23 protein-coding genes are annotated in these 25,653 nt (G+C 64.2%); 12 read left to right on the plus strand and 11 right to left on the minus strand.

What is annotated here, in order from left to right; genetic code table 11:
• Positions 1 to 457: GTPase (locus ABEJ63_RS02525; RefSeq protein WP_375794774.1), on the minus strand; the 457-nt coding region annotated here is incomplete at its 3' end.
• Positions 458 to 1,155: 698 nt separating this feature from the next.
• On the opposite strand from ABEJ63_RS02525, the gene ABEJ63_RS02530 reads away from it, so the two are divergent.
• The 3 genes from ABEJ63_RS02530 (at position 1,156) to ABEJ63_RS02540 (ending at position 6,831) form a co-directional block, all read left to right on the plus strand.
• Positions 1,156 to 2,778, plus strand: a complete 1,623-nt coding sequence (locus tag ABEJ63_RS02530) for a Cdc6/Cdc18 family protein (RefSeq protein ID WP_375794775.1) — start codon at positions 1,156 to 1,158, stop codon at positions 2,776 to 2,778.
• Between the two features lie 95 nt (positions 2,779 to 2,873).
• Positions 2,874 to 3,296 carry a PPC domain-containing DNA-binding protein gene (locus tag ABEJ63_RS02535; RefSeq protein ID WP_375794776.1) on the plus strand — a complete coding sequence of 141 codons (423 nt, stop codon included), beginning with the start codon at positions 2,874 to 2,876 and terminating at the stop codon, positions 3,294 to 3,296.
• A 1-nt stretch (position 3,297) separates the two neighbouring features.
• Positions 3,298 to 6,831, plus strand: a complete 3,534-nt coding sequence (locus tag ABEJ63_RS02540) for a DNA polymerase II large subunit (RefSeq protein ID WP_375794777.1) — start codon at positions 3,298 to 3,300, stop codon at positions 6,829 to 6,831.
• 113 nt (positions 6,832 to 6,944) lie between these two features.
• On the opposite strand, the gene ABEJ63_RS02545 is transcribed toward ABEJ63_RS02540, so the two are convergent.
• Entirely contained in the window at positions 6,945 to 8,261 is a 1,317-nt protein-coding gene (locus tag ABEJ63_RS02545; RefSeq protein ID WP_375794778.1) for an RNA-guided endonuclease InsQ/TnpB family protein, read from the minus strand.
• 219 nt (positions 8,262 to 8,480) lie between these two features.
• On the opposite strand from ABEJ63_RS02545, the gene ABEJ63_RS02550 reads away from it, so the two are divergent.
• From ABEJ63_RS02550 to ABEJ63_RS02565, 4 genes are read left to right on the plus strand one after another with little or no spacing between them, the layout of a single operon-like run.
• Positions 8,481 to 9,734 carry an RNA-guided endonuclease InsQ/TnpB family protein gene (locus ABEJ63_RS02550; RefSeq protein WP_375794779.1) on the plus strand — a complete coding sequence of 418 codons (1,254 nt, stop codon included), beginning with the start codon at positions 8,481 to 8,483 and terminating at the stop codon, positions 9,732 to 9,734.
• A 29-nt stretch (positions 9,735 to 9,763) separates the two neighbouring features.
• The gene (locus ABEJ63_RS02555; RefSeq protein WP_375794780.1) at positions 9,764 to 10,261 is read left to right on the plus strand and encodes a cupin domain-containing protein; all 498 of its coding nucleotides are present in this window, start codon (positions 9,764 to 9,766) and stop codon (positions 10,259 to 10,261) included.
• A gap of 60 nt (positions 10,262 to 10,321) precedes the next feature.
• The gene (locus ABEJ63_RS02560; RefSeq protein WP_375794781.1) at positions 10,322 to 10,801 is read left to right on the plus strand and encodes a cupin domain-containing protein; all 480 of its coding nucleotides are present in this window, start codon (positions 10,322 to 10,324) and stop codon (positions 10,799 to 10,801) included.
• A gap of 34 nt (positions 10,802 to 10,835) precedes the next feature.
• Positions 10,836 to 11,210 carry a DCC1-like thiol-disulfide oxidoreductase family protein gene (locus ABEJ63_RS02565; RefSeq protein ID WP_375794782.1) on the plus strand — a complete coding sequence of 125 codons (375 nt, stop codon included), beginning with the start codon at positions 10,836 to 10,838 and terminating at the stop codon, positions 11,208 to 11,210.
• A gap of 121 nt (positions 11,211 to 11,331) precedes the next feature.
• Here ABEJ63_RS02565 and ABEJ63_RS02570 read toward each other — a convergent pair whose 3' ends face one another.
• The 5 genes from ABEJ63_RS02570 to ABEJ63_RS02590 all read right to left on the minus strand — a co-directional run bounded on the left by ABEJ63_RS02570 (position 11,332) and on the right by ABEJ63_RS02590 (position 15,577).
• Entirely contained in the window at positions 11,332 to 12,495 is a 1,164-nt protein-coding gene (locus ABEJ63_RS02570) for an acyl-CoA dehydrogenase family protein (protein ID WP_375794783.1), read from the minus strand.
• A gap of 99 nt (positions 12,496 to 12,594) precedes the next feature.
• Positions 12,595 to 13,314: a type 1 glutamine amidotransferase gene (locus ABEJ63_RS02575; protein ID WP_375794784.1), complete on the minus strand. Its 720-nt coding sequence runs from the start codon at positions 13,312 to 13,314 to the stop codon at positions 12,595 to 12,597.
• Positions 13,315 to 13,365: 51 nt separating this feature from the next.
• A complete protein-coding gene (locus ABEJ63_RS02580; RefSeq protein ID WP_375794785.1) occupies positions 13,366 to 14,106 on the minus strand; it encodes an alpha/beta fold hydrolase in 741 nt (246 codons plus the stop codon).
• Between the two features lie 23 nt (positions 14,107 to 14,129).
• Complete coding sequence (locus ABEJ63_RS02585) at positions 14,130 to 14,855, minus strand: class I SAM-dependent methyltransferase (RefSeq protein ID WP_375794786.1); 726 nt, start codon at positions 14,853 to 14,855, stop codon at positions 14,130 to 14,132.
• Positions 14,810 to 15,577: a hypothetical protein gene (locus tag ABEJ63_RS02590; protein ID WP_375794787.1), complete on the minus strand. Its 768-nt coding sequence runs from the start codon at positions 15,575 to 15,577 to the stop codon at positions 14,810 to 14,812. Before ABEJ63_RS02590 ends, ABEJ63_RS02585 begins: the two co-directional genes overlap by 46 nt.
• 73 nt (positions 15,578 to 15,650) lie before the next feature.
• On the opposite strand from ABEJ63_RS02590, the gene ABEJ63_RS02595 reads away from it, so the two are divergent.
• The 3 genes from ABEJ63_RS02595 (at position 15,651) to ABEJ63_RS02605 (ending at position 17,288) form a co-directional block, all read left to right on the plus strand.
• Positions 15,651 to 16,745: an aminotransferase class V-fold PLP-dependent enzyme gene (locus tag ABEJ63_RS02595; protein WP_375794788.1), complete on the plus strand. Its 1,095-nt coding sequence runs from the start codon at positions 15,651 to 15,653 to the stop codon at positions 16,743 to 16,745.
• A 63-nt stretch (positions 16,746 to 16,808) separates the two neighbouring features.
• Complete coding sequence (locus ABEJ63_RS02600) at positions 16,809 to 17,051, plus strand: hypothetical protein (RefSeq protein ID WP_375794789.1); 243 nt, start codon at positions 16,809 to 16,811, stop codon at positions 17,049 to 17,051.
• Positions 17,052 to 17,054: 3 nt separating this feature from the next.
• A complete protein-coding gene (locus tag ABEJ63_RS02605) occupies positions 17,055 to 17,288 on the plus strand; it encodes a hypothetical protein (RefSeq protein WP_375794790.1) in 234 nt (77 codons plus the stop codon).
• A 6-nt stretch (positions 17,289 to 17,294) separates the two neighbouring features.
• Here the strand turns inward: ABEJ63_RS02605 and alaS are convergent, their stop codons facing one another.
• Both alaS and ABEJ63_RS02615 read right to left on the minus strand, forming a co-directional pair.
• Positions 17,295 to 20,069 (minus strand): alanine--tRNA ligase, encoded by a 2,775-nt coding sequence (gene alaS / locus ABEJ63_RS02610; protein WP_375794791.1) that lies wholly within the window; start codon positions 20,067 to 20,069, stop codon positions 17,295 to 17,297.
• A 113-nt stretch (positions 20,070 to 20,182) separates the two neighbouring features.
• Positions 20,183 to 21,181 (minus strand): replication factor C small subunit, encoded by a 999-nt coding sequence (locus ABEJ63_RS02615; protein WP_375794792.1) that lies wholly within the window; start codon positions 21,179 to 21,181, stop codon positions 20,183 to 20,185.
• An 86-nt stretch (positions 21,182 to 21,267) separates the two neighbouring features.
• On the opposite strand from ABEJ63_RS02615, the gene ABEJ63_RS02620 reads away from it, so the two are divergent.
• Both ABEJ63_RS02620 and ABEJ63_RS02625 read left to right on the plus strand, forming a co-directional pair.
• Entirely contained in the window at positions 21,268 to 21,492 is a 225-nt protein-coding gene (locus ABEJ63_RS02620) for a ubiquitin-like small modifier protein SAMP2 (RefSeq protein WP_375794793.1), read from the plus strand.
• A gap of 41 nt (positions 21,493 to 21,533) precedes the next feature.
• Positions 21,534 to 21,908, plus strand: a complete 375-nt coding sequence (locus tag ABEJ63_RS02625) for a GNAT family N-acetyltransferase (RefSeq protein WP_375794794.1) — start codon at positions 21,534 to 21,536, stop codon at positions 21,906 to 21,908.
• Here the strand turns inward: ABEJ63_RS02625 and ABEJ63_RS02630 are convergent.
• Together ABEJ63_RS02630 and ABEJ63_RS02635 are read right to left on the minus strand one after the other, a co-directional pair.
• Positions 21,905 to 23,290 (minus strand): phosphoglucomutase/phosphomannomutase family protein, encoded by a 1,386-nt coding sequence (locus ABEJ63_RS02630; protein WP_375794795.1) that lies wholly within the window; start codon positions 23,288 to 23,290, stop codon positions 21,905 to 21,907. The two genes, ABEJ63_RS02625 and ABEJ63_RS02630, sit on opposite strands and share 4 nt — an antisense overlap.
• A gap of 50 nt (positions 23,291 to 23,340) precedes the next feature.
• Positions 23,341 to 25,644: a DEAD/DEAH box helicase gene (locus ABEJ63_RS02635; protein ID WP_375794918.1), complete on the minus strand. Its 2,304-nt coding sequence runs from the start codon at positions 25,642 to 25,644 to the stop codon at positions 23,341 to 23,343.
• Positions 25,645 to 25,653: the final 9 nt, after the last annotated feature.

Consider the following 25,653-nt stretch of genomic DNA (forward strand, 5'->3'; position numbering starts at 1 on the left):
TGATGCCGATGAGCATCGTGTTCACCTGCGTGAACGGGTCGGTCGTGGCGTCGAGCACGTAGATGACGCCGTCGACGTCTTCTCGGAGCCAGTGCATCGCCTCCGCGACCCCCTCGGTCGCTTCCCGCGACCGGCGGACCGCGTCCTCCTTGTCGATATCGTGCTCGAGGAACTCCTCGTAGTCGACCTTCGTCGCCACGCCCGGCGTGTCGACGATGTCGATGCTGACGGAGTTGCCATTGCGCTTGATCTCGACGTTCTCCTTGCGGCGCGCCCGACGGGTCTCGTGGGGCACGTGGCTCTCCGGTCCGACGGCGTCGCCGGTCCAGTCGCGGGCAATTCGGTTCGCGAGCGTCGTCTTGCCGGCGTTCGGCGGGCCGTAGATGCCGATCCGCTTCGGCTCCGACCCGGCGAACAGGCCGGATATGCTTGACCTGAGCTCTGTGAGTATTCCCATCCTTTCCTCCGTCGGCCCGTTTCGGGTGGAAGTCGAGCCGCTCTGACCGTATCACCCGCCCGTATCTACTTAACATTGTGTCAGACACATCTCCGACGACAGACAGGTCGTATGTCGTTCTCGGCGGGTCGCGTCGGTCGTCAAGGGAAGCGACGGGGAGCGAGTCGGCGGGCCGGCCCCGGCGGACGGCGGACCGGTTGGCCGAACCCCCACCCCTTCGTTTCAGGTGGAACCTTTGAGGAGGCGGACAGACGGACACAACCGGGGCGAGCGGTGGAACCGCCGAGACGCGCCGCGAGCAGAACGCTGTCGGACGTATGACCCATACACCGACGACGACAACCCCACGACAACCGTTTGTCTCTACTACGGGTTTAGTTGCACGTAATGTATAATAAAGATACCGCTATGCTAGAGGACCGTTGAGTCGTTCCGGCCCCTACCCCGCGTTCGACGCTCGTTCCACCCGAAACAAAGGGGTGGGGGTGTTCGGGGGTGGCGACGCCGCGGCTCGCGAGCCCATCGGCGCGCTTACCACAATTTTTAATACCCGTTGTCACCTGCAGTTCGTCTGCATCACTTGGAACCGCCGACCACACTGAAACCACCGACAACGACCGTCTCTGGCGGTCTCGCGGGGGTAGAGACCGGTGCGCTCCGGCGTTCCACTCGAAACAGAGGGGTTGACTACTAGCGCAATGACCGACGACGACACCGCCGACCGAGCCGAGGATGCCGCCGGCAGCGGCGGAGAGGCGGACGACCCGGCTGATGCCGAGGGGGTATCCTACCTCGACACCGACGGGACCGACCCGGCTCGGACGGCGGGTGCCGGCGCCCTCGACGACGGTGACATCGACCTCGACGACATCGTGCTCGACGAAGCGAGCGACCCGGACGAGGCCTCCCGGGGGCTGTTCGATGACCTCCTCGAGGGGAAGCCCATCTTCGAGGACAAGGAGGTGTTGCGTCCCTCCTACACGCCCCACAAGCTCCCCCACCGCGAGGAACAGATCAACAACATGGCGACCATCCTCGTCACCGCACTGCGCGGGGACACCCCCTCAAACATCCTCATCTACGGGAAGACGGGGACGGGGAAGACGGCCAGCGCGAAGTTCGTCTCCGAGGAACTGGAGACCACCTCCCAGAAGTACGAGGTCCCCTGCGAGGTGGAGTACATCAACTGCGAGGTGACTGACACCCAGTACCGGGTACTCGCGCAGCTGGCCAACAAGTTCATTGAGAAGAATGAGGCGGTCATCGACCGGAAGCTCTCGGCGCTGCGTACTCTCCACGAAACGGCGGCGGACTCGACAGACCCCGATACGGTGGTCGCGGACCCCGATATCGACACGGGGAGAGAGGGCTCCTTCGAGAGCGTCGCCGCTCTTGAGGAACGCATCGAGGAGCTGGAGGCAGACCGCGAGAGGTTCGAGCCGGCGCCCATGACCGGCTGGCCGACGGACCGCGTCTACCAGACGTTCTTCGACGCCGTCGACTACCACGAGCGGGTCGTCGTCATCATGCTCGACGAGATCGACAAGCTGGTCGAAAAAAGCGGCGACGACACCCTCTACAACCTCTCGCGGATGAACTCCGAACTCGAGAACTCGCGGGTGTCCATCATGGGCATCTCAAACGATCTGAAGTTCACCGACTTCCTCGATCCCCGCGTCAAGTCGAGTCTCGGCGAAGAAGAGATTGTCTTCCCGCCGTACGACGCCACCCAGCTGCGTGACATCCTCCAGCAGCGGTCGGAGGTGGCGTTCAAGCCCGATTCGCTCGATGATGATGTGATTCCGCTCTGTGCGGCCTTTGCTGCACAGGAACACGGGGACGCCCGCCGCGCTCTCGACCTGCTGCGCACTGCCGGCGAACTCGCCGAGCGAGACCAGACTGACGAGGTGAACGAGGAGCACGTCCGCAAGGCGCAGGAGAAGATTGAACTCGACCGGGTCGTTGAGGTGGTACGAACACTCCCAACTCAGTCGAAGCTGGTTCTATACGCGACTATCTTGCTGGAGAAGAACGGCGTCCACAATACCAACACTGGCGAGGTCTTCAATATCTATAAGCGGCTCTGCGAGGAGATTGGCGCTGACGTGCTTACTCAGCGCCGGGTAACAGACCTTATTTCCGAGCTCGATATGCTCGGCATTGTCAACGCTGTCGTTGTCTCCAAGGGCCGCTACGGCCGTACTAAGGAGATATCGCTGTCCGTACCCATCGAGGAGACGGAGGCTGTATTATTGTCTGACTCGCGTATCGGCGAGGTGGAGGACGCACAGCCGTTTGTCCAAGCGCGGTTCGACAACTGAGTTGACGCGTCGAAAGAGGACTGACACCCCTCTGTTTCACGTGGAGATTCCGTTGTCACGGTAAGCTTTAGTCGCCGGGTCCGGTCGTAGACGGCATGGATTATCGCGCGCTTGAGGGTGGCCGCGAGTTCGTCGCGCGACTCGAGCATGACCGCGACTGGCGTGGCCAGATAGAGTCGTTCGCTGCCGAGGAGAACATCGAGGCAGGCTTCTTTGTCGGCCTCGGCGCAGTGCAGGACGCCGAGTTCTACTTTTACGACCAGACGGACAAGGAGTACTACCCCGCGTCGTTCGACGAACCATTAGAGGTGGCCTCCTGTGTAGGGAACATCTCACTTCTTGACGACGAGCCGTTCGCTCATACCCACGCCGTTTGCTCGCGCGCGGATGGTACCTCTCTTGCGGGCCATCTCAATAGTGCGACGGTGTTCGCGGGTGAACTGTACGTTCGCGAGTTCGACGCGACGCTCCGGCGGGCTCATGATGAGACCACGGAGCTCGATTTGTGGCCGTTCTGAGATGGACGAGTACTTCCAGCGGCTTGAGTCGGAGCTTGACGACGCCTTCGCTGTCGCCGAGCAGGCCCGATCCCGTGGCGAAGATCCGACCCCCGAGGTGGAAATCCCGGTCGCCCAGGATATGGCTGACCGGGTGGAAAATATCCTCGGTATCGACGGCGTTGCCGAGCGGGTACGCGAGCTTGAAGGGGAGATGTCCCGCGAGGAAGCGGCGCTGGAACTCGTCACCGACTTCGTCGAGGGGACAGTCGGCGACTACGATTCCCGGGCGGGCAAGATAGAAGGGGCGGTCCGAACTGCGGTCGCCCTGCTCACGGAGGGGGTCGTCGCTGCGCCAATTGAGGGTATCGACCGCGTGGAATTACTAGAGAACGACGACGGCACGGAGTTCGTTAACGTCTACTACGCCGGACCGATTCGGTCGGCGGGCGGCACCGCACAGGCGCTGTCGGTGCTTGTGGCGGACTACGCCCGCGCGCTGCTCGACGTCGACGGGTACCGCGCCCGCGACGAGGAGGTGGAGCGGTACGCCGAGGAGGTGGCGTTGTACGACTCTGAGACAGGCCTCCAGTACACGCCGAAGGGCGACGAGACACGGTTCATCGCCCAGCACGTCCCCATCATGCTCGACGGCGAGGCGACCGGCGACGAGGAGGTGTCGGGATTCCGCGACCTCGAGCGGGTGGACACTAACGCCGCCCGCGGGGGGATGTGTCTCGTCCTCGCGGAGGGTATCGCGCTGAAGGCGCCGAAGATACAGCGGTACACCCGCGGGCTCGACGAGGTGGACTGGCCGTGGCTCCAGGACCTCATCGACGGCAGCTACGCCGACGAGCCCGGAGAGCCGGACGAGTCGGACGGCCAAGAGCCGGAGCCGGACGCAGAGGACGCGGACACGCCGGCGGAGGCCGGCCCCCCGCGGCCCGCCCCCTCGAAGAAGTACCTGCGTGACCTCATCGCCGGCCGGCCGGTGTTCGGCCACCCCTCGGAGGCGGGCGGCTTCCGGCTCCGCTACGGCCGCGCGCGCAACCACGGCTTCGCCACGGCGGGTGTCCACCCCGCGACGATGCACCTCGTCGACGACTTCCTCGCGGCGGGCACCCAAATAAAGACGGAGCGGCCGGGGAAGGCCGCGGGCGTCGTCCCCGTCGACTCCATCGAGGGGCCGACGGTGAAGCTCGCGAACGGCGACGTGCGCCGCATCGACGACCCCGCAGAGGCCCGCGAGGTGCGCAACGGCGTCGTCGAGGTGCTCGATTTGGGAGAGTATCTCGTCAACTACGGGGAGTTCGTCGAGAACAACCACCCGCTCGTCCCGGCCTCCTACGTGACGGAGTGGTGGGAGCAGGACCTCGCGGCCGCGGGCGCGGACGTGCAGGCGCTGCGTGACGACCCCGCGGTTGACCTCGCGGACCCGCCGGCCGACCGCGCGCTCGCGTGGGTCGACGAGTACGACGCCCCGCTCCACCCCGCATACACCTACCTGTGGCACGACCTCCCCGTCACGGGATTCGAGACGCTCGCGGACGCCGTCGAGTCGGCCGGCCGGTTCGCCGAGGCCGACGGCGCGGCGCTCGACTCTCCCCCGAGCGCGGGCGGCGACCGCACGCTCGTGCTCCCGCGGACGGAAGGGGTCGTCGACGCACTCGAGTCGCTCGTCGTCGAGCACAGCCAGGGCGAGGAGACGGTCACCGTCCCTGACGCCCTCCCGCTCGTCCGCTCGCTGGGGTTCACCGCCGACCTCAAGCGGACGTGGACGACGCTGTCCGACGCGGCCCGCGAGTACGACGACGGCCGGAGTAGCCACCGCGCGGTTAACGAGACGGCGCCGTTCCGGCTCCGCGAGCGGGCGCCGACGCGGGTCGGCAACCGGATGGGCCGCCCGGAAAAGTCCGAGGAACGGGAGTTGTCGCCGGCGGTCCACACGCTGTTCCCCATCGGCGACGCCGGCGGCAGCCAGCGGGACGTGAGCGCGGCCGCCCGCCAGCGGGACGTCTCGGCGACGCCCGGCGAGGTGGACGTGACCGTCGCCCGCCGGCAGTGTCCGGACTGTGCCGCCGAGACGTTCCGCGGCCGCTGTCGGGAGTGTGGCGCCTGGACCGAGCCGCTGTACCTGTGTCCCGACTGCGAGCGGGCCGTCGAGCCGGACGAGTCGGGCCGCGCGGAGTGTCCCCGGTGTGAGACGCTCGCGGACCCCACCGAGCGGCGCCGGCTCGACCTCGAGACCGAACTGCAGGACGCGCTCGCGGCCGTCGGCGAGCGGGACGGCTCCTTCGAGATTCTGAAGGGGGTGAAGGGGCTCACCTCGACGCACAAGATGCCCGAGCCGCTGGAGAAGGGTATCCTCCGCGCGAAGAACGGCGTGAGCGCGTTCAAGGACGGCACCGTCCGCTACGACATGACCGACCTCCCGGTGACGGCCGTGCGGGCGACCGAACTCGACGTCACGGTCGACCAACTCCGGGAGCTCGGCTACGAGACGGACGTCGACGACGAGCCGCTGCGCCACGACGACCAGCTGGTCGAGCTGAAGGTGCAGGACGTCGTCCTCTCGGACGGCGCCGCAGAGCATATGCTCCGCGCCGCGGACTTCGTCGACGACCTGCTGGAGCGGTACTACGACCTCGACGCCTACTACGACGTCGAGGACCGCGAGGAGCTGGTCGGCGAGCTCGTCTTCGGGATGGCGCCCCACACGTCGGCGGCCGTCGTCGGCCGCGTCGTCGGGTTCACGAGCGCCGCGGTCGGCTACGCGCACCCGTACTTCCACGCCGCGAAGCGCCGCAACTGCGACGGCGACGAGGACTGCGTGATGCTGCTGATGGACGGGCTGCTCAACTTCTCGAAGTCGTATCTCCCCGACCAGCGGGGCGGCCAGATGGACGCGCCGCTTGTCATGTCCTCCCGCATCGACCCCTCGGAGATCGACGACGAGGCCCACAACATGGATATCGTCGACCGGTACCCGCGGGCGTTCTACGAGGCGACCCGCGAGATGGCCGACCCCGAGTCCGTCGACGTGCGCATCGCCGAGGAGACGCTCGATACCGACGACGAGTACACCGGCTTCCGGCACACCCACGACACGACCGACATCGCGCTCGGGCCGGACCTGTCGGCCTACAAGACGCTCGGGAGCATGATGGACAAGATGGACGCCCAGCTCGAGCTGGCGCGGAAGCTCCGGGCCGTCGACGAGACGGACGTCGCCGAGCGGGTCATAGAGTACCACTTCCTGCCGGACCTCATCGGTAACCTCCGGGCGTTCTCCAGACAGGAGACGCGCTGTCTCGACTGCGGAGAAAAGTACCGCAGGATGCCGCTGACCGGCGACTGCCGGGAGTGCGGCGGCGGGGTGAACCTCACCGTCCACGAGGGCTCAGTGAACAAGTACATGGATGTTGCCACCCGCGTTGCCGAGGAGTTCGGCTGCCGCGAGTACACGGTACAGCGGCTGAAGATACTGAACAAGTCACTCGAATCGCTATTTGAGAACGATAAGAACAAGCAGGGAAGCATCACCGACTTCATGTAATTTTTATAGAAAACACGAGGCGAAAACCCACGGCTTTAGCCGTGGCATGAAGCCGACAACTGGGATTGACATCCTCCTCCGCCTGAACGCGGAGGAATCCCGAGGTTGGGATATTAGGGTTTGCAGTCTACCACCTGTGCCTGCGGTTGGAATCCGCTGGACAGGTCATACAGGTAGACTTCGGGCTGTGCCAACCAGCCGGTATTCCTATCCTCGCCCGAACTGGCCGAAGACTCGGAGTTACTTTCGTCGTCAATGTTGAGACGGATATTCTCCGCCCCGTTCACGTCAGCGTTGAACGCGTCGTCGTGTTCTTCACACACGTACAGGCCACGTTCGACACGCTGACCGTCGTCCTCCCGACCACAGATGCAACACGTCTTGCTCGTGTCGCGCTCGGACACTTCTACGACCTCGATAGCTTCTACTTTCGCCTTGTATTCGAGGATGTCGGTGAAACGATCGAACGCCCACCCGTGGAGGTCGAGGTTTCCGTGATTACCCCAATCTTTCGAGCCACCGTCTTCGTCCTCACGGACACCCTCCAAGTCTCCGACGTTGATACGACCAACCTGTTTCTCAATACACCGTTGAACGATATGCTTGGCGAGACTGTGGAAGAAGTGGGTTCGACGCTCCGACCACTTTGCGTGGAGTCGCGTCGCCTCGTCGCTCCCCGGGTCGTCGCATTTTGCGATTTCCTTCGGGAAGTAGTAGCCGTCCTGTTTCAGTCGATTACCGGGATACAGGTCGGCGTCTTCGGTGCTGTACGCAACGGTGGCGAAGTTACAGATGCCGAGGTCGATGCCCGCTGTCTCGTTGCCGGGGGCGGTCGGCGTCTCGATCTCGTCCTTGCAGACGAGATGCAGCTCCCACCGTTCTTTTGACTGGTCGTAGACGGCCCTGACCTGTTGCAGGTTCTCAACGTCTACACCGGGCCGGGTTTCGTACTCGACGAGGATGTACTCTCTCGCTCGGGGGTACTCCTTGTGATTTCGACCTTTTGAAAGGCGAACGCGGTTGTTCCTGGCGTCGTGTTTGATGGCCTTCTGCTTCCACGTCACAGTGCTCCGCGGGTGTTCTTCGTGGACGCGACGGCCCTGTTGGTCGTAGTAGTTCTCTTTGCGGTAGCCGGGTGGATTGTCCCTGTTGTCGTCGGAGCCGTACCACGAGTTGAAGGCTTCAGCGAGTTCCTCCAGAACCCGCTGACTGGACTGACTGTGCAGTCCTTTGTACTTGTTGTGGGTCTTCAACTCGTCTTTGAGGTCTCCGTGGTCGGGGATTTCACCCGTCTCCTCCCACACTTCGCGGGAGTGGTAGTTGGCGACGTTCCAGAGCTTGCTGGCACTCCACCCGTGCCTGTCGAGCGACTCGGCTACCTGACCGTGGTTGCGGATTTTCGCTCGGTGTGTTCGGTGGACTTCCAGCATTTGGAACGCTCTATAACAGGTTATAGGCGCGTTGGGAGTAAAAGTTCGGGTTGAGAGCGGTGGAATATCTAGCCTGCTATCGGCGGTGAAGTGTGGAATGGGGTGTCGGATTCATCCCGCGCCTGAAGGCGCGGGTATTCTCCTTGTATTTATAAAACCACGCTCCAGTAGCAGGGCGACTCCCCCGTGTTCAAGAATCATCCGTTCTACATATAAGATATGGAGGTGCGGCGTACTGTCTCCGTTGCGCTCGATGTATACAGCGACGACGCCGCACTCCTCGAAGACACCGTAGACACGTTCCTCTGGTGCGCTCAGTACGTCGTAGACCACGCTTTCCAAGGCGAGTACGTCACCACCAGCAAAACCACGCTGGACGACGAAACCTACGACGACGTGCGCGAGAAAACAGACGGCTTCAACGGTGGACTGGTGCAAGCCGCTCGGAACAAGGCCGCTGAAGCCTGCAAAAGCGTGGTTGAACGGTGGAAGAAAGGCAAGAAAGCGTCCAAACCCACGTTCACCAGTCCACACGTCGTCTACGACCACCGCACCGCCACATTCCACGACGACCACGTGAGCCTCGCTACCACAGACGGTCGCATCGAAGCCGATTACGTACTGCCCGACGAGGATAGCGACACGCCGCACTCGGAGTACCTGTTTTCAGACGAGTACGAAACCACGGGTGCGGAACTCCACTATCACGACGGCGATTGGGTGCTTCACGTCCACTGCAAGACGGAGGTGGAGTCTGACACGTCGGAACAGGCGACCACCGAGAACGGAACGGTTCTCGGGGTTGACCTCGGCGTGAACACCCTCGCAGTTACCTCGACGGGCACGTTCTGGACGGGCGACGAGTTCGACCACTGGCGGCGTGAGTACGAGAAACGCCGTGGGTCTCTCCATCAGTGCGGGACGCGCTGGGCACACCAGAACATCCAATCCGTTGGACGGAAAGAGGAAGGCCGATTCAAGCTGATGATGCACCGCATCAGCAACGAATTGGTCGCGGAGGCTCGTGAGAACGAGTGTTCAGTGATAGCGTTCGAGGATTTGACCGACATCCGCGAGCGGACTGGTGCGTCGTGGGGACACAAGTGGGCGTTTGATCGACTGTACGAGTACGTCGAGTACAAGGCTGAAGAATACGGCATCACGGTCGAACAGGTTGACCCTGAGAACACGAGTCGGCGTTGCTCGCACTGCGGGTTCACGCACCCAGACAACCGCGAGGACGAAGACTTCGAGTGTCTGAAATGCGGCTATGAGAATCACGCCGACTACAACGCCGCGAAGATCATCGGGTTACGGTATTTCCGTCGCACCCAAACTGGGGGCGACGGAGGCGCACCCTTGGGCGTGCGCTTGAACAGCGGGACGTTGAACGTGAACGGAGGCTATTCTCCTGCCTCATCCGAGGCCAGAACGGGAGTCCACGCTGAATCCCACGGCTTCAGCCGTGGGTAGCTCAAGTGTGTTCTGTCGGTGACTGTTCCATGGTCAACGAGGCCGACCTCGACTGGTGTGATAACGAGGGCGATGGGGAAACCCAATTCCGGCGAAAGAAACTCGCCGCAGCCGCGGGCGGCGAAGGAATCGGCACGTCGCTATACGAACTCGATCCCGGAGAGCAGTCGTGGCCGCTCCACTACCACACTGCCAATGAGGAGGCAATTTACATTCTTGCCGGGGAGGGACGGCTGGAGCGAGGCATGGCCGGTGCAGACGTTCCACTGGATCCTGGAGAGTACGTCGCCCTGCCAGCCGACGAGTCCGGCACGCATCGGATTGTCAACACTGCGAGCCAAGACAAGTCCGACGGTGATAGGGCGCTTCGTTACCTGATGATTTCGACGATGCACGAACCCGATGTGACCGTCTACCCAGAGCATGACGGAATAGGGGTGTTCGTGGGGTCGCCGCCTGGAAGCGACGACGAGCGGACCGTCTCGGGGTTTTGGGAAATCGACGACGCTGTCGAGTACTGGGACTGAGCGTGCGGTGGCGCGATGGCGTCGGAACAGTCTTTAATCGCGGCGGTGGGTGGCAAAAGTATGGAAAAGATACGCATTGACGACCTGGACTCTTGGCAGGGGCCTGCCTCGGTAAAACGCCCTCTCGGGCAGGCACTCGGACTGATGAACGCGGCGCTCAATTACTATGAACTCGCGCCCGGCGAGTCCTTCGCCTTCGGTTACCACCGGCACGAAGACCAGGAAGAGGTGTTCTACATTCTCGAAGGGACTGTCACATTCGAGACCGGCGACCCAGAGGACCCAACGACGGTTGCAGTCAAGGCGGGCGAACTCATCCGATTCGAACCCGGCGAGTGGCAGCAGGGCCGCAACGACGGCGACGAGCGGGTCCGCGCACTCGCGCTCGGTGCGCCTGCTGACTCCGGCGAGACCACCATTCTCCGGCCCTGCCCGGATTGCGGGGACCAGACGCCACAGTCTGTCGAGCGGGCCGACGACGCCGACGCGCTCGTGACCCGGTGTGTTGAGTGTCGCGCGGAGACAGGCCGGTTCGACTGAAAGAGGCAAGTTCGTCGCCGCCGTACCCTTCTGTATGACCGCAACCTTCGCGTACGACGACGAGTGCGGCTTCTGCACATGGTGTGCTGAACAACTCATCGAGCACTCCGAGCTCGACGTTATCGGCTTCTCGGACCTGACCGACGAGCAGCGCGCGCGACTCCCGGACGACTGGGAGGAGGGCGCGCATCTGTTCACCGACGAGCGAGTTTACTCACACGGGGAAGCAATCGAGCAGGCGTTCGCCCGAAGCGACGTCGCCCCACCCGGAACGGATGGTGCTGTCGGATTTCTCCGACAGTTTCGCGACTACAACCGACTCCGCGAGAAGCTTTACCGCGAGGCTGCCGACCGGCGTGACATCTGGGGGAAGTTAGTGCGGCGCGACGAGCCAGTCCGGCGGACGTGAACGTTGGCTCCGGAGTCCTATAGAGACACAACGCCACCGTTTCGGGTGGAGATGATCGGCAGCCATCCTCCGATGGCGGAGAGCCTGGCGACCTGAGGGTACTCCCGTTCTTGTCGTCGCACTACTCGAAGGCGGGGATCCCCGTCAGGTCGTGGCCAATGATGAGCGAGTGGATATCGTGGGTCCCTTCGTAGGTATATACCGTCTCAAGATTCGCCATATGCCGCATCGGCGAGTAGTCGGCGGTGATGCCGTTGCCACCGAGCATCTCGCGGGCCACACGCGACTGGTCTCGTGCCATCCGGACATTGTTGCGTTTGGCCATCGACACCTGCTCCGGACGGAGGTCGCCCCGCTCTTTCAGCTCCGTGAGCCGATAGATGAGTGTCTGTGCGGTCGTTATCTGGGTCGCCATCTCTGCGAGCTTTTCTTGCTGGAGTTGGTAGCTTCCAATGGGTTTGCCGAACTGCTCGCGGTCGGTAGCATACTCACGGGCCGTCTCGAAGCAGTCACGGGCCGCGCCGACTGCCCCCCATGCGATGCCGAACCGTGCCTGCGTAAGACACGACAGCGGCCCCTTCATGCCCTCGACATCCGGAAGGACATTCTCCTCAGGGACGTGGACATTCGACAACTCGATTTGGCCAGTGACGGAGGCACGGAGTGAGAGTTTCTCGGTCAGCTTCGGCGTCTCCACACCGTCGCGGTCCGTCTCCACGAGGAAGCCACGGACCGGTTCCTCGGGGTCGGAACGGTCGCGAGCCCACACCAGCGCGACGTCGGCTAATGGCGAGTTCGTAATCCACGTCTTCGTCCCGTTGAGCACGTAGCCGTCGGCATCCGCCTCTGCTTCCGTCTCCATCGCCGATGGGTTCGAGCCGTGGTTCGGCTCTGTCAACCCGAAGCAGCCGATTGTCTCGCCACGGCCCATCTCTTCCAAGAGTCGGTCTTTCTGCTCTTCGGAGCCGTACGCGTGAATGGGATACATGACGAGAGCACCCTGCACGGACGCCATCGACCGCAGCCCCGAGTCGCATGCCTCCAGCTCCTGCATCAGCAGGCCGTAGGCCGTCTCGCTCACGTCCGCCAGCCCGTAGCCGTCGAGATTGGGCGCATAGAAGCCGAGTTCGCCCATCTCCTCGATGAGTTCCGTCGGGAACGTCCCCTCGATCCAGTGGTCGCCGATGTCAGGTCTGACCTCTTCCTCGACGAACTCCCGGGCGGTGTCGCGGATGAGCTGCTCCTCCGCGTCGAGGTCCGCCTCTAGTCCCACGTAATCCAGCATATACCCGAGTGGGGATTCCACCGGTAAAAACACTCGCCCGGCGAGTTTCCAACGTAAAGTACCCGCGGCACCCGGACGCTGCCCCCGATTCGGCGACGTTCAGTCGTCGTCGCTTGGTCGGCTCTGGGACGCGGCCGCAGTTGGCTGGTACCCATCCACCTCGGCGAGGAAGTTGTCGAATAGCCGCTTCGTCTTGCAGGCTCGCGCATATGCTGTCTCGGTGATGCCATCGACTACTCGCTCGATGCGTTCTTCCGGGAGGTCTTTTCCGCGAGTGACCTGCTCTGCGGTGTCGGTGTCGTACTCTGGGTGGGCCTGTACGCCGACGACCCGGCCGTGCCGAAACCCATGTATTCCATAATCGTTCTCAAGGAGAAGCGTCGCGTCGTCCGGAAGTTCTGTCACTGCGTCCGAGTGAGTCGTGAAGACGAGGAATGTGTCATCAAGCCCAGCCAACAAGGGGTCGTCGGCCACGCGCTGGACTTCGCGGTAGCCGAGTTCGTACTCACCCATTGGCTCGACACGACCGCCGAGCACGTCTGCCAACAACTGATGGCCAAAGCAGATGCCCAGTCCAGGAAGCCCACGGTCGATGGCCTCACCACACCACTCCTTCGTGGCCTGAATCCACTCGTCGTCGTCGTACGCTGCGGAGCGTGACCCGGTGACGACGAACCCATCGAACGCGAAGCCAGCGGGCCGATCGCCATCCACCAGCCGGAACTCCGTTATATCCGCCTCAAGCTCCCGTCGGAAATTCCGGCTGGTGTTCTGTGTCGCATGCGAGACGTTGAGCAACGCGAGCCGCGGGCGTGTCATCACCAGTTACTGTGTCCACGGCGAGAAACCGGTTTCGCCCGCACATTCTGGTTACGCCTGCTTGAGAAAGCCGAGCAGCCGGTCGTTGACCGCACGGCTGTGCTCCAGATGCGCGAGGTGACGCCCCTCGACCTGCTCGTACTCGCCGCGCGGCAGCCCCTGCGCAAGCGTCTGGCAGGCCGGCTCCGGCACTACCGGCGAATCAAGCGGCCCCAGCACGAGCGCGGGCGTCGTTACCTCGTAGAGGGCGCCAGGGTCGAATGCGGTATAGGCCTCGAACAGCTGCTCGCGCGGCTCAGGGGCGGCGTCGTCAATATCACGCCAGCCTTCAATTTCGCCGCGTGGGGCGACGCCGACATACGCCTCCGAGAAGGCGATGGCAGGCCACTTGTCGGTAAATAGCTGCGCCAACGCGCCCGTGTCGATCACCTCGCCGGCGGCGGGCGTCGCAACGAGTGTGAGCGAGCGCGCGCGGTTGTGCCGGCGGGCGTACGCGAGCGCGACGGCGCCCCCGAGGCCGTGGCCAACGAGGTGGGCGCCAGCCACAGAAGCATCCCGCAACACTGCCTCGAGATCATCCGCGAGCGTCGAAACGTCGTACGTCTCGCCTGGGTCCGAGCGGCCCGTCCCCCGCGGGTCGACGACCAGCGACTCGTATGGACCGGCGACGGCATCGTGTTGCCACCCCCACGACCACGCGCCCAAGCCGGCCTCGGGCAGAAAGACAACACTCTCGCCGTCGCCGACCCGCTCGTAGTAGAGCCCGCAGCCGTCGTTGTGCGCCCGCGGCATACCTGAGCGTTCGCGCCAACGGACTAAACTCCGTCCACTCGCCCTGCGTGGATGGTGACAGTGTCGAACACGTAGCGGTGCGTCTCGACGCACGCGGCGTGATCAGCCAGCGCGCGCCGGCTGGCGGCCGTTCGTTCGTCGAGTTGCGCAAGTGCGCCATCGGCAGGAGCATCGAACAGCCGCGCATTCAGCCGCGTGAATGCCCATAGCGCCGCGTTGGCTGTCCGGTTCCCTCGTGGAGCGAACGTGGCGACGACCACCCGGTCGGCCAGCTCGCACCACCGCGACACGACGGCGTACGGATCGGTAAACAGCGTCGTGACGAAGGTGGCGAGCACAGCGTCGACATCCTCGACAGGCGGCCGGGTTGCGTCCGCGCACACCAGCGAGACGTTCTCCCAATCATGCCGCTCGACGAGCGTCTGTGCCCGCTCCAGCATCGGCCCAGTAATATCAATGCCGACAACGCGGCCCTCGGGCCCGACAGAGCGGCGAAGAGCCGGCACATTTACTCCCGGGCCACAGCCGAACTCGACGACGGTGTCACCGGGCTCAAGGTCGAGCGCAGCCACGCAGCCGGCTCGAACGCCGCCGATATCGGCTGTTGCCCGCGCAAACCAGTCGTAGACGGTCGCCCATGTCCCGTAGTCTCGCTGTATCCGGCGGGCGAGCTCGGGGTCAAACGCCCGCCGGTCGTCGGCGCTCACGGTTCGAGTTCGGCGGCTGTGGGCGGGGTTTTCGGCCACCATTGCTCGGGTCCGTCCCGCGCGACCGTCGAATAACACTGCTCCGCGTTTGGGCAGGCTCGCGGCCGCCGGTAGTCAATGCCCCGCTCGTTGAGGTAGGTGACGTACCCATCGTCCACGCGATCGAGCTTCTCGTGGCACACCCACCGCGTCCCGTAGCGGCCCGCCCCCACATCCCGGTACGGACAAGTGAAGGTCGTTCGTTCCGTCCCGCCAGCCGAGGCGGTATCGTCGATGCTAACGCCCACCGACCGGTACGCGAGCCGGAGCCGGCGGACGACCTGTTTGGGCGTCGATGCCCCAAGGAAGAGCACGTGCGCCAACGCGTAGCCGATTCCGTGGAGCAACCGCTCGAGCGGTGTCAGTTCGGCGGGATCATCGGTCACCAGCGCTCGGAGATCGCGGTACCACTCGGCGACGGCAGTCACTTCCTCGAGTATATTGGCCGCCTCGACGAGCCGCTCGTGTCTGTCGTGCAGCGGTGCGGCGCCGTCTGCGAGCCGAAAGGACGGTACCGACTCTACATGAACGACGAGCGCCTCGCGGAGGAGATTGCCGTCAGCGTAGCCCGCGGCCCGCTCGCGCAGTTCGGGGTACCACGAACGGACCATCGCGCCGTAGGCGCCGTCAAGCAACTCATCGACGCGCTCGAACCGCTCGTCGTCGGGTGGTGCTGGGAATGCATCGACGACCCGTCGCAGTTCAGTCGGGTCGGGACCTGCCATACCGGTACGGCGGGTGCCACGGTCTTTAAACGCCCGTCGCTACCGTTACGTCGCTACGGCTCTCATGCGAGGCATGGACCCAGGGACCCTCAGGGGGGACATCCCCGCGCTCGCGGACGGCACCGTCTATCTGAACACCGGCGCCAGTGGTCCGGCACCAGATCGAGTGCTCGCGGCCGGTCGCGCGGCCGAGCGAGCCCACGAGCGAGACCACCACCGCGGCAACCCATACCCCGAGGCATGGGACGCCTACGATGCCTCGCGGGCAGCCGTCGCTGACCTGCTCGGCACGGCCCCCGATACCGTCGCGCTCACCAACTCGACGGCCGATGGCATCTCGCGAGTCGCTAGCGCACTCCCATGGGAGCAGGGGGATGTCGTCGTTCACACCGATCTTGAACACCCGGCTGGGCGCCTCCCATTCCAGCGGCTCGCCCGCGACGGGGTTGAGGTACGGGAAGTCCCCACGACTGCTGGCCGGCTCGACAGGGAGGCGTACGCTGACGCCGTCGCGGACGCCCGGCTGGTTTGTCTCTCTTCGCTGTCGTGGCTCCATGGGACACGGCTCCCGGTGCGGGATGCAGTCGAAATCGCCCACGATGCCGGGACCCGGATACTCGTCGACGCCGTCCAGTCGGTCGGCCACCATCCGGTCGACGCGGAGGCGTGGGGTGCCGACGCTGTCGCCGCCGCCGGTCATAAGTGGCTGCTCGGGACGTGGGGCGCCGGGTTTCTCCGGATCGCTCCCAGTGCCGTAGACGCCTTCGAGCCACGCCATCTTGGCTACCGTGCGGTGCCAAAGGGGGCTGACAATCTCGACTACCACAACTCGGCCGCCCGGTTCGAGGTCGGCACACAGTCGCTCGCGCCACACGCCGCACTCCGCGAAGCCATTGCGATTCGGGAGGAACTCGGCCCGGACACGGTAACCGACCGTATCGGATACCTCGCCGAGCGGCTGGTCGACGGCCTCGGCGACCGGGTCGTCTCTCCTCGTCCTCCAGAGTCGGGGCTGGTCGCCTTTGAGGATCCCACCCCAGAGGCGACCGTTGAGCGCCTAAACCAAGCGGGCATCCACGTCCGCACAGTACCGGGCGACTGCGTGCGCGCGTCGGTCCACGTGTTCAACACGCCAGAGGATGTCGACGCTTTGCTCGCGGCGCTGTGACGGTTGCCCGATCAGCCGACATCGTGGACGTACTATTATTATAGACCCGCTCACAGGGAGGCCATGGGTGACAGTGACAAACCCAGCTACGACATGGAGCCGACAGGCGACGAGGCAAAAATCCCCAACTACGGGGATGGCGAGACGCTGTACGAGCGACTGGGAGGAATCTACGGTATCGCCGGCGCTGTCGACGTTCTGACTGAGCGGCTGTTTGAGAATGACACTGCCAATCAGAACCCCATCACCGCGGAGTTCCATGAGACGCACGATCCGGCCGGGTTCAAATATCTCGTGACAGCGTGAACGGTGACCTACTCTAGCGGGCCGAACGTCTACCCCGGCCGCGGGATGGAGGGCGCCCATGAGGAGCTGGAGGTGACAGAACTGGAGTTCGATGTCGTTCGCACTGAAATCAAAGCGACCCTCTATCACGTCGGCGTGCGAGAACGAGAGATACGCGAGCTGATGGAGATAATCGATATGTTCCGTGGCGAGGTGGTCGCCGACAAACACCGCGATGAGAGCTGGGTGGCGCCCTGACCTGAATCAGGCGTTGAGACGGGCGCGAAGCAGGTCTGGCGCGGCCGCGAGTGCGTCGTCGAGTGCCTCAACGTCTGGGCCGCCGCCCTGCGCGAAGTTCGGCGGGCCACCACCGCCACCGCCGACGCGCTGTGCGAGTTCGCCGACCACGTCGCCGGCGTCAAGCGACACCCCTTCGGGGACGCCGACGACGAACGTCGCGCCGTCGGCTCCGGAGCCGAGCACGGCCACCTGCCCTTCGTCAACGAGCGCATTCGCCGTCTTGCGGAGTTCATCGATGTCGGCATCCAGCCGACGGACAACCGCCGTCGTATCGCCGACCGACACCGTCTCGCCGGCATCGGCCCCGCCGGCCCGCGCCTCTGCGAGCTGTTCTTTCAGCTCATCGATGCGCTTGCCCCGCTGTTTCCACTCGGTAAAGAACCGCGCTGCGGTCTCGGGCACTGCATCGGGGTCAACGTCGAGCGTCTCGGCGGCTTGATAGAGGGCATCCTCCGTCTCCTGGGTCGCTTTGAGTGCCGGTTCACCGGCGGCAAAGGTGAGCCGCTCAACGCCGTCCTGCACTCGCTCGGTCGACAACAACTTGATCAGCCCGATGTCGCCCGTGCGGGTAACGTGTGTTCCCCCACACGCTTGGACATCCTCATCGACGTGGATGAGTCGTATTTCCTCTCCCGGAGGGATACCTCCCTGGAACAGGTCGAAGCCATGTTCGGCCTGTGCGTCGTTGCGGTGGACCCACTCGGCCTCGACGCAGACGTTCTCGCGGACGAGTTCGTTTGCGACCCGCTCTATCTCCTTCTGTGCCTCGCGGTCGACCCGGTTGTAGTGGGCGATGTCGAGACGGGCGGAATCGGCGCCTTTCTGTGCGCCTGCCTGTCGAACGTGCTCGCCGAGCACTTCGCGTGCGGCGTGGCCAATAATGTGGGTCGCAGTGTGGTGGGCCATCAGCCGGCGGCGTCGGGTCGCGTTCACATGGCCCCGGACGAACTCCCCCTTGCCAAGGTTACCCGTCGCGCGGTGAAGCACCACGCCGTCGACTTCTTGCACGTCGGTCACCTCAACGGTGGTATCGTCGGTAGCGAGTGTCCCCGTGTCGGCCGGCTGGCCGCCTCCTTCTGGGTAGAACATCGTCCCGTCGAGGACGACATCGTATCCCTCCTCGCGTTCGATGACATCGAGCACGACTGCCTCGAACTCCGTGCGCTCGTTGTCCTCGTAAAAGAGCTTGTCCGTCTCTGGGAGGTCGGCGACCCTATCGGCCTCTGGGTCCGTGTCCGTCTCCTCGAACGCCTCGCCACCACCGTGACGGGCGGCCACCAGCGAGTAGAAGTCGTCCGGCACCGACACCTCTGCCTCCTCTTCCTCGGCGATCTCCTCGACGGTATCTGGCTGGATGCCATGGGAGTCGTATAGCTCGATGACTTCCTCAAGCGGGATTGGCTCGCCTGTTTCGGCGTACTCTTCAGCGAGCCGGCGCACCTGCCGGCCGCCCCGCTCGAGCGTCTCGCGGTACTTTTCAGCCTCTGTGCGGACGATATCGCGGACGGTGTCGCGGTTCTCATAGCCGAGCCGTTCGGCCTGCATGTCGACGAGTTCGTCCAGCGGTGCGTCGACACCCACCTCGTCGACGAGTCGCTTCGTCCGCCGGAGCACCATCCGCGCAAGATAGCCTGTCCCGGCGTTCGACGGCACGATGCCGTCACCGAACATATACGCAAGCGTGCGGCAGTGGTCGGCAATGGCGTAGATGGTTTCCAGCGGCTCCATCAGCGCCGCCAGCTCGGCACGGTCGACGCCCAGCTCGGCGGCGATGGTGCCGCGGGCTGTCTCCATATCCTCGGCCTCGTCGATATCCATCGCGCCCGCGAGTGTCGCGGCCCGTTGGACGAGTTCTCGCTCCTCATCAGTCAGCGTGATGCCGGCGTTCTCCTTCAGGAAGTCGATAGTCTCGGGGTAGACGGCTTCGTAGACGGTCGGAGTCCCTTGGCTCATCCAGGTCCACCGCTCCAGTCCGTATCCGGTATCGACGACGTATGTGTCCATCTCCGAGTAGGTGTTCCCGTCCTTCAGTTCGTACTCGCCATCGGGGTCCTGCTCGAGGGACATGAAGACGAGCGTCGCAAGCTCCAATCCTTTGTACACCACCTCGATAGCGGGGCCGGCGTTGCCGCCACCGACCCACGGGTCTTCGATGTAGGTGACCGCCTCAGGGTCGGCGCCCATCTCTGTCAACAGTTCGTCACAATAGGCAACCGTCTCGTCTTTCCAGTACACTTCCCCCGAGTAGGCGTACTCGTCGCCAACCTCTTCGCGGGCGTTGAACGCGTGGTGGGCCATCATCTCGAAGGCCATCGTGTGCCGGCCGGTCTTGCCCACATTATCGATGTCTTGCATCCGGATACACGGCTGAGAGATGGTGAGCGGGTTGGCCGGCGGCGGCGTTTTGCCCGAGGTAACAAGCGGCTGGAAATCGTAGATGGATGCCTGCGTCAGCAGGACATCGTCGCGCCAGCGGTTCGCTGCCACGGGGTACGGCTCGATGCGCTCGTGGCCCCGCTCCTCAAAGAAGGAGAGGAACGCCTCGCGCATCTCTCCGAGCGCGTACTCTTCGTCGAATCCGGGGTCGCCAATAAAGTCGTACGTCTCGCAGGGCGGCTCGCCGCAGGTGTCACGCTCCGTACGGCTCCAGAAGTGGACGCCACACGAGACACACTCAGAGCGGGTGAACCCGTTCTCGTGGAAGTAATCGAGTTGGTACTCCGCGGCGAGGTCACTCATTACCCGTGTGGAGCAGAGCGCAGTGCAAAAGATTTCCGAAGCCCTCGCTGCCCGATTTCACGCGCCTAACGCGCCAAGCCGACCGTCCAGCTACGTGTCGGACGTATCGTCGCTCACCTCTCGTCCTCGTCTTCAAGCGCGAGGGAGGCGAGCAGTGCCTCAAGTTGTACCTGCTCGTTGGCGCCGGCGGTGATGCGGTAGTCGGCCTCGCCGACCCGGTCCATCAGCCGGACGGCCGCGTGGTCTGGAATGTCGAACTCCCAGACCGAACGATGAAGCTGATCGATGATGTCGCCCCCGGCGATACCTACCTCGGTGAGCAGGTGATCGAGTCGCGCGCGGGCCTGCGCGAAGTCCCCTTCAAGCGCGAGATCGACCATCTCGCGGATTTCCTCGGGGCGTGCCGTCGAAGTGATAGCGAACACCGTCTCCTCATCGACTGTCTCGCCCATCACCGCAGCGGCCTGCAGCCCATTGATTGCCTTGCGCATGTCGCCGTCGGCGGCGTACACGAGTGCCTCAACCCCGTCGTCGGTCACCTCGATACCTTCCGCGGCGGCAATCTCCCGCACCTGCGCGGCAACGGCCTTGTCGGATAGCGGGGAGAAGCGGAACACCGCACACCGTGACTGGATAGGGTCGATGATTTGGCTGGAGTAATTACACGAGAGGATGAACCGCGTATTCGAGGAGAACTGCTCCATCGTTCGCCGGAGCGCGCCCTGCGCATCGGAGGTGAGTGCGTCTGCCTCATCGAGGAAGATGACTCGGTAGTCGTAGCCGCCGAATGACGAGCGGGCGAAGCTCTTGATGCGGTCACGCACTACGTCGATACCTCGCTCGTCGCTGGCGTTCAATTCGAGGAAGTTCTCCCGCCAGTCTTCGCCGTACAGCTCCTTCGCGACCGCAACCGCCGAGGTCGTCTTGCCGACGCCTGCCGGACCGGCGAACATTAGATGTGGGAGGTCGTCGCGCTCGACGTAGCTCGCCAGCCGCTCGGTGATGTCTTCGTGGCCCTTCACATCCGCAAGCGAGTCGGGGCGGTACTTTTCAATCCAGACCTCGCGCCCACGGGCGGCCCCCGCGTCGGCGTCCTCGGCGGCCTCGCTCATACCCGGACGGTCGCGCGCGCCGCGGATAAACCCCCCGAGACCGCAGCGGTCGACATGCTGATTGGTCCGCTCACAGTAGACACGGTGTGCGCGTGATCTGCGAGGTGGTCGGCGGTCAGACGGAGACAATCCACCTGCCGGCCGATGCCGACTACGCCGCGCTGCTCAGCCGACTCGGCTTCTCCCGGCATGAGGCGACGGTGCTCGTTGATGGTTCGCCCGTTCCCGCCGACGCCGCCGTTGACGCTGACCGCGTTCGCGTCCTCCGGCTGGTGAAGGGGGGCGCCCCGAAAGACGGCAAAACCGCTTGACGAACGCGGGGGTTATGAGTGCTCCCGAACGTATCGGACGTATGAACATCCGTGAGGCCCGGCAGGACGAGCGCCTCACGGTCCGGTCTATCTTCGACGTAGCGATGCTCCGGGTGCCTGACTTCCCCAAACAGACGCTCGTCGTCGCTGCCGAGGACGACAATGTGCTCGGCGCCATGGCAGTCGAGACAGAGGGGTTCGCCGAACCTGGCGAGATTCATGCCATCGCGGTGCGCCCGCGCCGGCGTGGCCAGGGAATCGGGAGTCGGCTGGTTGAGGAGGCAAGCCGCCGCTGGGACCCCGTTGTCGCCGAATTCGACGAGCGGGTGCGCCCATTCTACGAGGCACATGGCTTCGACATCCAGCCGGTCGGTGGCGGCCGATTTCGGGGCGTAAAGCCCGGTGACCCGACCTAAACGAGCGGCGCCACTAACGACTCCCCCTCGGCCAGCAATGCCTTCGTTCGCTTCTCAGAGTTAGCCTCCGCGTACACGCGCAGTTTCGGTTCCGTCCCGCTCGGGCGGACGAGTAGCCAGGAGCCGTCCGCAAGCAGTAATTTGAATCCATCGACCGTGACGACCTGATCGACTGCGACGCCGGCTACCGTCTCGGGTATCCTGTCGTCCAGCGCATTGACGACAGCTACTTTCCGGTCATCCGGGCAGTCGACACTCACGCGGTCTTGCACGACATCGCCGTGCTCGGCGAGCACCCGGTCGACCCGGGCGTCGAACGACTCGCGCGCCTCGGCGGCGGCCGTCACGAGCGCGAATGCCACGCCATCCTTGTTAGGAAGATGGTCGGCCAGCCCAAAGCCGCCCGACTCCTCGCCGCCCACGAGTGCGCCATGCTCCTGCATCGCTTCAGCAACCCACTTGAAACCGACCGCCGTCTCGTGGGCTCGCTGGCCGTGTGCCTCAGCTACCCGGTCAATCAAGAACGTTGTTGACACTGTCCGGATGGCGTCGCCCGTCTCGTCTCTTCCTTCCGTATGGACGGTCAAGAGGTGGTCGTAGATGGCTGCAAAGTAGCGATTCGGATCGAGGTAGCCTCGCCCGGGCGTCACGACGCCCAACCGGTCGGCGTCGCCGTCGTTGGCTACCCCGATGTCCGCCTCGCCCGTCTTTACCAGTCGGACGAGTTCGCCCAGCCGTTCGCCCGTCGGCTCCGGCGGTGTCCCGCCGAATGTCGAATCCCGCTCGGTCCGAAGTCGCCGGATATTCGCACCCGATTGCTCGAGTAGCCGGTCGGTGACGCCACGCCCGGAGCCGTGCATCGCGTCGTAGGCGACAGTGAGGCCCGAAAGGTCGGTCTCGACCAGCGTGCGAGCATGCTCGAGATACGGATCGACGAGCGATGCCTCCGTGGTCGTTCCAGAGTTGTTGGCCGCGCTGGCCGGCCGTAGGTTTGCCTCTAACCGGTCAGTCACCGCAGGCAGTGCGGGTGCGCCTGTCTCAGGAATGAACTTCACACCGTTGTACTCCGGCGGATTGTGGCTCGCCGTCACCATCAGTCCACCTGCGAGCCCACGATCGCGGACCGTCCACGCGAGGACCGGCGTCGGCACGTCCCGCTCGGGGAGCAGACAGTCGATGTCGTTGGCGGTCAACACGTCGCATAGCGATTCGGCGAAACCACGGGAAGTGTCGCGAGCGTCGTACCCGACCGCGACCGTTCCAGCCGTCTCGGAGGTATGCAGGTAATCGGCGACTGCCTGGCCGACAGCCCGCACCCGCTCGTCGGTGAAAACGTCGAGCGTCGCGCGCCACCCGTCGGTACCAAACGAGATGTCGTCCATACTTTGACTCTCCGGCGTGCGGACAAAAAGCCACGTCTACGTTTTGTCTGTCAGTCGATCTGGACGGTCCGTGTCTCGGCGACGGGATGGAGCGGCAAGTCAGGGAACGCTACCGTGACTCGGAAGCGAAGCTCGTCAGGATCGCCACCGAAGACGCCGACTGGCAGCGTCGCCTCGCCCAAGTAGCGCGACTCGGCGCTCATCTCCACGCCATTTACGGTGACGCGAACGCCGGCGCGGGCCCCGCCGCCGGCGTTGCGAATTGTGACCTCGTGCATCTCGCTTCTCCCTCGCTCGATTCGCTCGGGGAACGAGCCCCAGTCCACCACGACGGCCGGAAGGTCACGCGCCCGCTCAAGAACCCGCTCGGCGAGCGACTCGCCGAGCCCAGCCTCGATGAGTCCACCGGTGCCAGCTGCGAGTACGTCGGCTGGAGTCGTCATTCCGGCAGCGGCGAGCTTCGAGGCGCGACCCTTCCCGACGCCGTCGATTGCTGTGAGCCCAACTGCCTCTGCGGAGATGCCGTTCTCGACACGGGCCTCGACCCGGCTGGCGATGTTGGCCGCGTATGGGTCGGCGAACCGCTTGAGAAACTCTTGAAGCGCGGCGAGCAGGCGGAGCGCGTTCTGTCTGATAACCCAGGCATCCGACTGGAGTTCTCCTGGCGTCGTGCCATCCATTGATGCCCGGAGGATGGCGAGTACCTTCCGGTTACCCGGGTCGAGTCCCTCACTGTCTGTGCCCTCGTTCTGCCCGAGCACTGCCCGGACCGCGTCCCGTTCGTCGCGACGTGCGCTCACGCTGTCGAACTCCGCCGCGGATGCGACCGCCCGTAGGATGGCCGCTGGCCCGAGTTCGTCGACATCACGGGCGGCCTCGTCTGCCAGCCGCTTGAAGGCCTCGGCTGTCTCCAAGCGGAGATAGAACTTCGAGGCGAGACGGCCCAGCGGCGTCCCCTCGACGCCCAACTCGGCGTCAGTCTCGACGAAACCTCCGTCGACGAGCGCTCCCAGCGTCTCACGGACCCGCTCGCGAAGCTTCCCGCCGAACTGATACCGGTCCGGCGCCGATTGCGCTCGGACGTAATAGAACGTTGTCTCAATCCAGTCCATCACATCGTCCAAATCGCGGATGGTACCGAGCGCAATCTCAGCGTTGAGGTGGGCATCGAGCTCGTCCGCGAGCCGCGATTCGATCTCCTTGCCTTCGCGCAGCAGGTCGCGGTACATGCCCGCATCACCGCTCTCGCAGATGACGTGAGCGTAGCCGGTGTCGTCGTAACCGGGCCGACCGGCTCGTCCGAGCATCTGGAGCACGTCTAACGGACTCATATCCACCTCCCCCTCAAGCGGGTCGTGGAGCTTCGTATCCCGGATGACAACACACCGCGCGGGGAGGTTCACTCCCCATGCCAGCGTCGATGTCGAGAAGAGTAACTGCACCTGCCCCTGCTTGAACCACTCCTCGACAGCCGCCTTGTCCTCCCGCGAGAGCCCCGCGTGATGGAACGCGACACCGTCGACGACTGACTGTCGGAGGGTGTCGTTGCGAAGGTCTTCTGCGGCAGTATGGAGGTCGTAGTCGCCGCGGGCACCCACATCGATATCCCGTTCGGCCAGCACGTCACGGGCCTTCTTGGCCGCTTGGACGGTGTCCTGTCGCGAGGAGACGAACACAAGTGCCTGGCCGTCCTCCTCAACGTGGGGCTGAGCTAGGTCGAGCGCCCGATAGAGCCGACGATATTTGTCTTCGAAGGCGTTGTCGCCAGAGGCGTACGTCTCGACACTGGCGTGCAGCGGGACTGGTCGGTAGTCGTCGCCAAATTGGAATGTGCAGGCGTCGGGTGCATCGAGCCATGCAGCCACGTCCTCAACGTTCGGCATCGTCGCCGACAGCGCAACCACTCGCGGCGCACAGAGCCGGCGGAGTCGCGCGACGGTCACCTCAAGGACTGCGCCCCGCTCGTCAGAGTCAAGCAGATGGACCTCGTCGATGACACAGCAGTCGACGTCCGTAACGAACGCGTACCGATCTGTGGTGTGCTTTCTAGTTGCTGAGTCGGCTTTTTCCGGCGTCATTACGAGGATGTCCGCCCGCTCAGCGCGCCGTGGATTGAGATCTCGCTCGCCGGTGACGACGTACACTGAGTAGCCCATCTCCTCGAACCGATCCCATTCGCTCTCTTTTTCATTGGTGAGCGCGCGAAGTGGCGCGAGAAACAGCGCCGTTCCGCCCGCAGCGAGTGTTTTACAGATAGCCAATTCGGCGAGTGCCGTCTTGCCGCTGGCGGTCGGTGCGCTCACGACGATGTTGTCGTCGCGCTCGAGTATCGCTGGCAGGGCCGCCGACTGCATCCGATTGAA

It is taken from the genome of Halosegnis sp., assembly GCF_042216475.1.
GTDB lineage: Archaea > Halobacteriota > Halobacteria > Halobacteriales > Haloarculaceae > Halosegnis.

What these genes read in the sequence shown, in the direction of transcription:
- ABEJ63_RS02530 (WP_375794775.1), top strand. Translation starts at nt 1,156, where the DNA reads ATGACCGACGACGACACCGCCGACCGAGCCGAGGATGCCGCCGGCAGC.
- ABEJ63_RS02535 (WP_375794776.1), top strand. Translation starts at nt 2,874, where the DNA reads ATGGATTATCGCGCGCTTGAGGGTGGCCGCGAGTTCGTCGCGCGACTC.
- ABEJ63_RS02540 (WP_375794777.1), top strand. Translation starts at nt 3,298, where the DNA reads ATGGACGAGTACTTCCAGCGGCTTGAGTCGGAGCTTGACGACGCCTTC.
- ABEJ63_RS02545 (WP_375794778.1), bottom strand. Translation starts at nt 8,261, where the DNA reads ATGCTGGAAGTCCACCGAACACACCGAGCGAAAATCCGCAACCACGGT.
- ABEJ63_RS02550 (WP_375794779.1), top strand. Translation starts at nt 8,481, where the DNA reads ATGGAGGTGCGGCGTACTGTCTCCGTTGCGCTCGATGTATACAGCGAC.
- ABEJ63_RS02555 (WP_375794780.1), top strand. Translation starts at nt 9,764, where the DNA reads ATGGTCAACGAGGCCGACCTCGACTGGTGTGATAACGAGGGCGATGGG.
- ABEJ63_RS02560 (WP_375794781.1), top strand. Translation starts at nt 10,322, where the DNA reads ATGGAAAAGATACGCATTGACGACCTGGACTCTTGGCAGGGGCCTGCC.
- ABEJ63_RS02565 (WP_375794782.1), top strand. Translation starts at nt 10,836, where the DNA reads ATGACCGCAACCTTCGCGTACGACGACGAGTGCGGCTTCTGCACATGG.
- ABEJ63_RS02570 (WP_375794783.1), bottom strand. Translation starts at nt 12,495, where the DNA reads ATGCTGGATTACGTGGGACTAGAGGCGGACCTCGACGCGGAGGAGCAG.
- ABEJ63_RS02575 (WP_375794784.1), bottom strand. Translation starts at nt 13,314, where the DNA reads ATGACACGCCCGCGGCTCGCGTTGCTCAACGTCTCGCATGCGACACAG.
- ABEJ63_RS02580 (WP_375794785.1), bottom strand. Translation starts at nt 14,106, where the DNA reads ATGCCGCGGGCGCACAACGACGGCTGCGGGCTCTACTACGAGCGGGTC.
- ABEJ63_RS02585 (WP_375794786.1), bottom strand. Translation starts at nt 14,855, where the DNA reads ATGGTGGCCGAAAACCCCGCCCACAGCCGCCGAACTCGAACCGTGAGC.
- ABEJ63_RS02590 (WP_375794787.1), bottom strand. Translation starts at nt 15,577, where the DNA reads ATGGCAGGTCCCGACCCGACTGAACTGCGACGGGTCGTCGATGCATTC.
- ABEJ63_RS02595 (WP_375794788.1), top strand. Translation starts at nt 15,651, where the DNA reads ATGGACCCAGGGACCCTCAGGGGGGACATCCCCGCGCTCGCGGACGGC.
- ABEJ63_RS02600 (WP_375794789.1), top strand. Translation starts at nt 16,809, where the DNA reads ATGGGTGACAGTGACAAACCCAGCTACGACATGGAGCCGACAGGCGAC.
- alaS (WP_375794791.1), bottom strand. Translation starts at nt 20,069, where the DNA reads ATGAGTGACCTCGCCGCGGAGTACCAACTCGATTACTTCCACGAGAAC.
- ABEJ63_RS02615 (WP_375794792.1), bottom strand. Translation starts at nt 21,181, where the DNA reads ATGAGCGAGGCCGCCGAGGACGCCGACGCGGGGGCCGCCCGTGGGCGC.
- ABEJ63_RS02625 (WP_375794794.1), top strand. Translation starts at nt 21,534, where the DNA reads ATGAACATCCGTGAGGCCCGGCAGGACGAGCGCCTCACGGTCCGGTCT.
- ABEJ63_RS02630 (WP_375794795.1), bottom strand. Translation starts at nt 23,290, where the DNA reads ATGGACGACATCTCGTTTGGTACCGACGGGTGGCGCGCGACGCTCGAC.
- ABEJ63_RS02635 (WP_375794918.1), bottom strand. Translation starts at nt 25,644, where the DNA reads ATGCAGTCGGCGGCCCTGCCAGCGATACTCGAGCGCGACGACAACATC.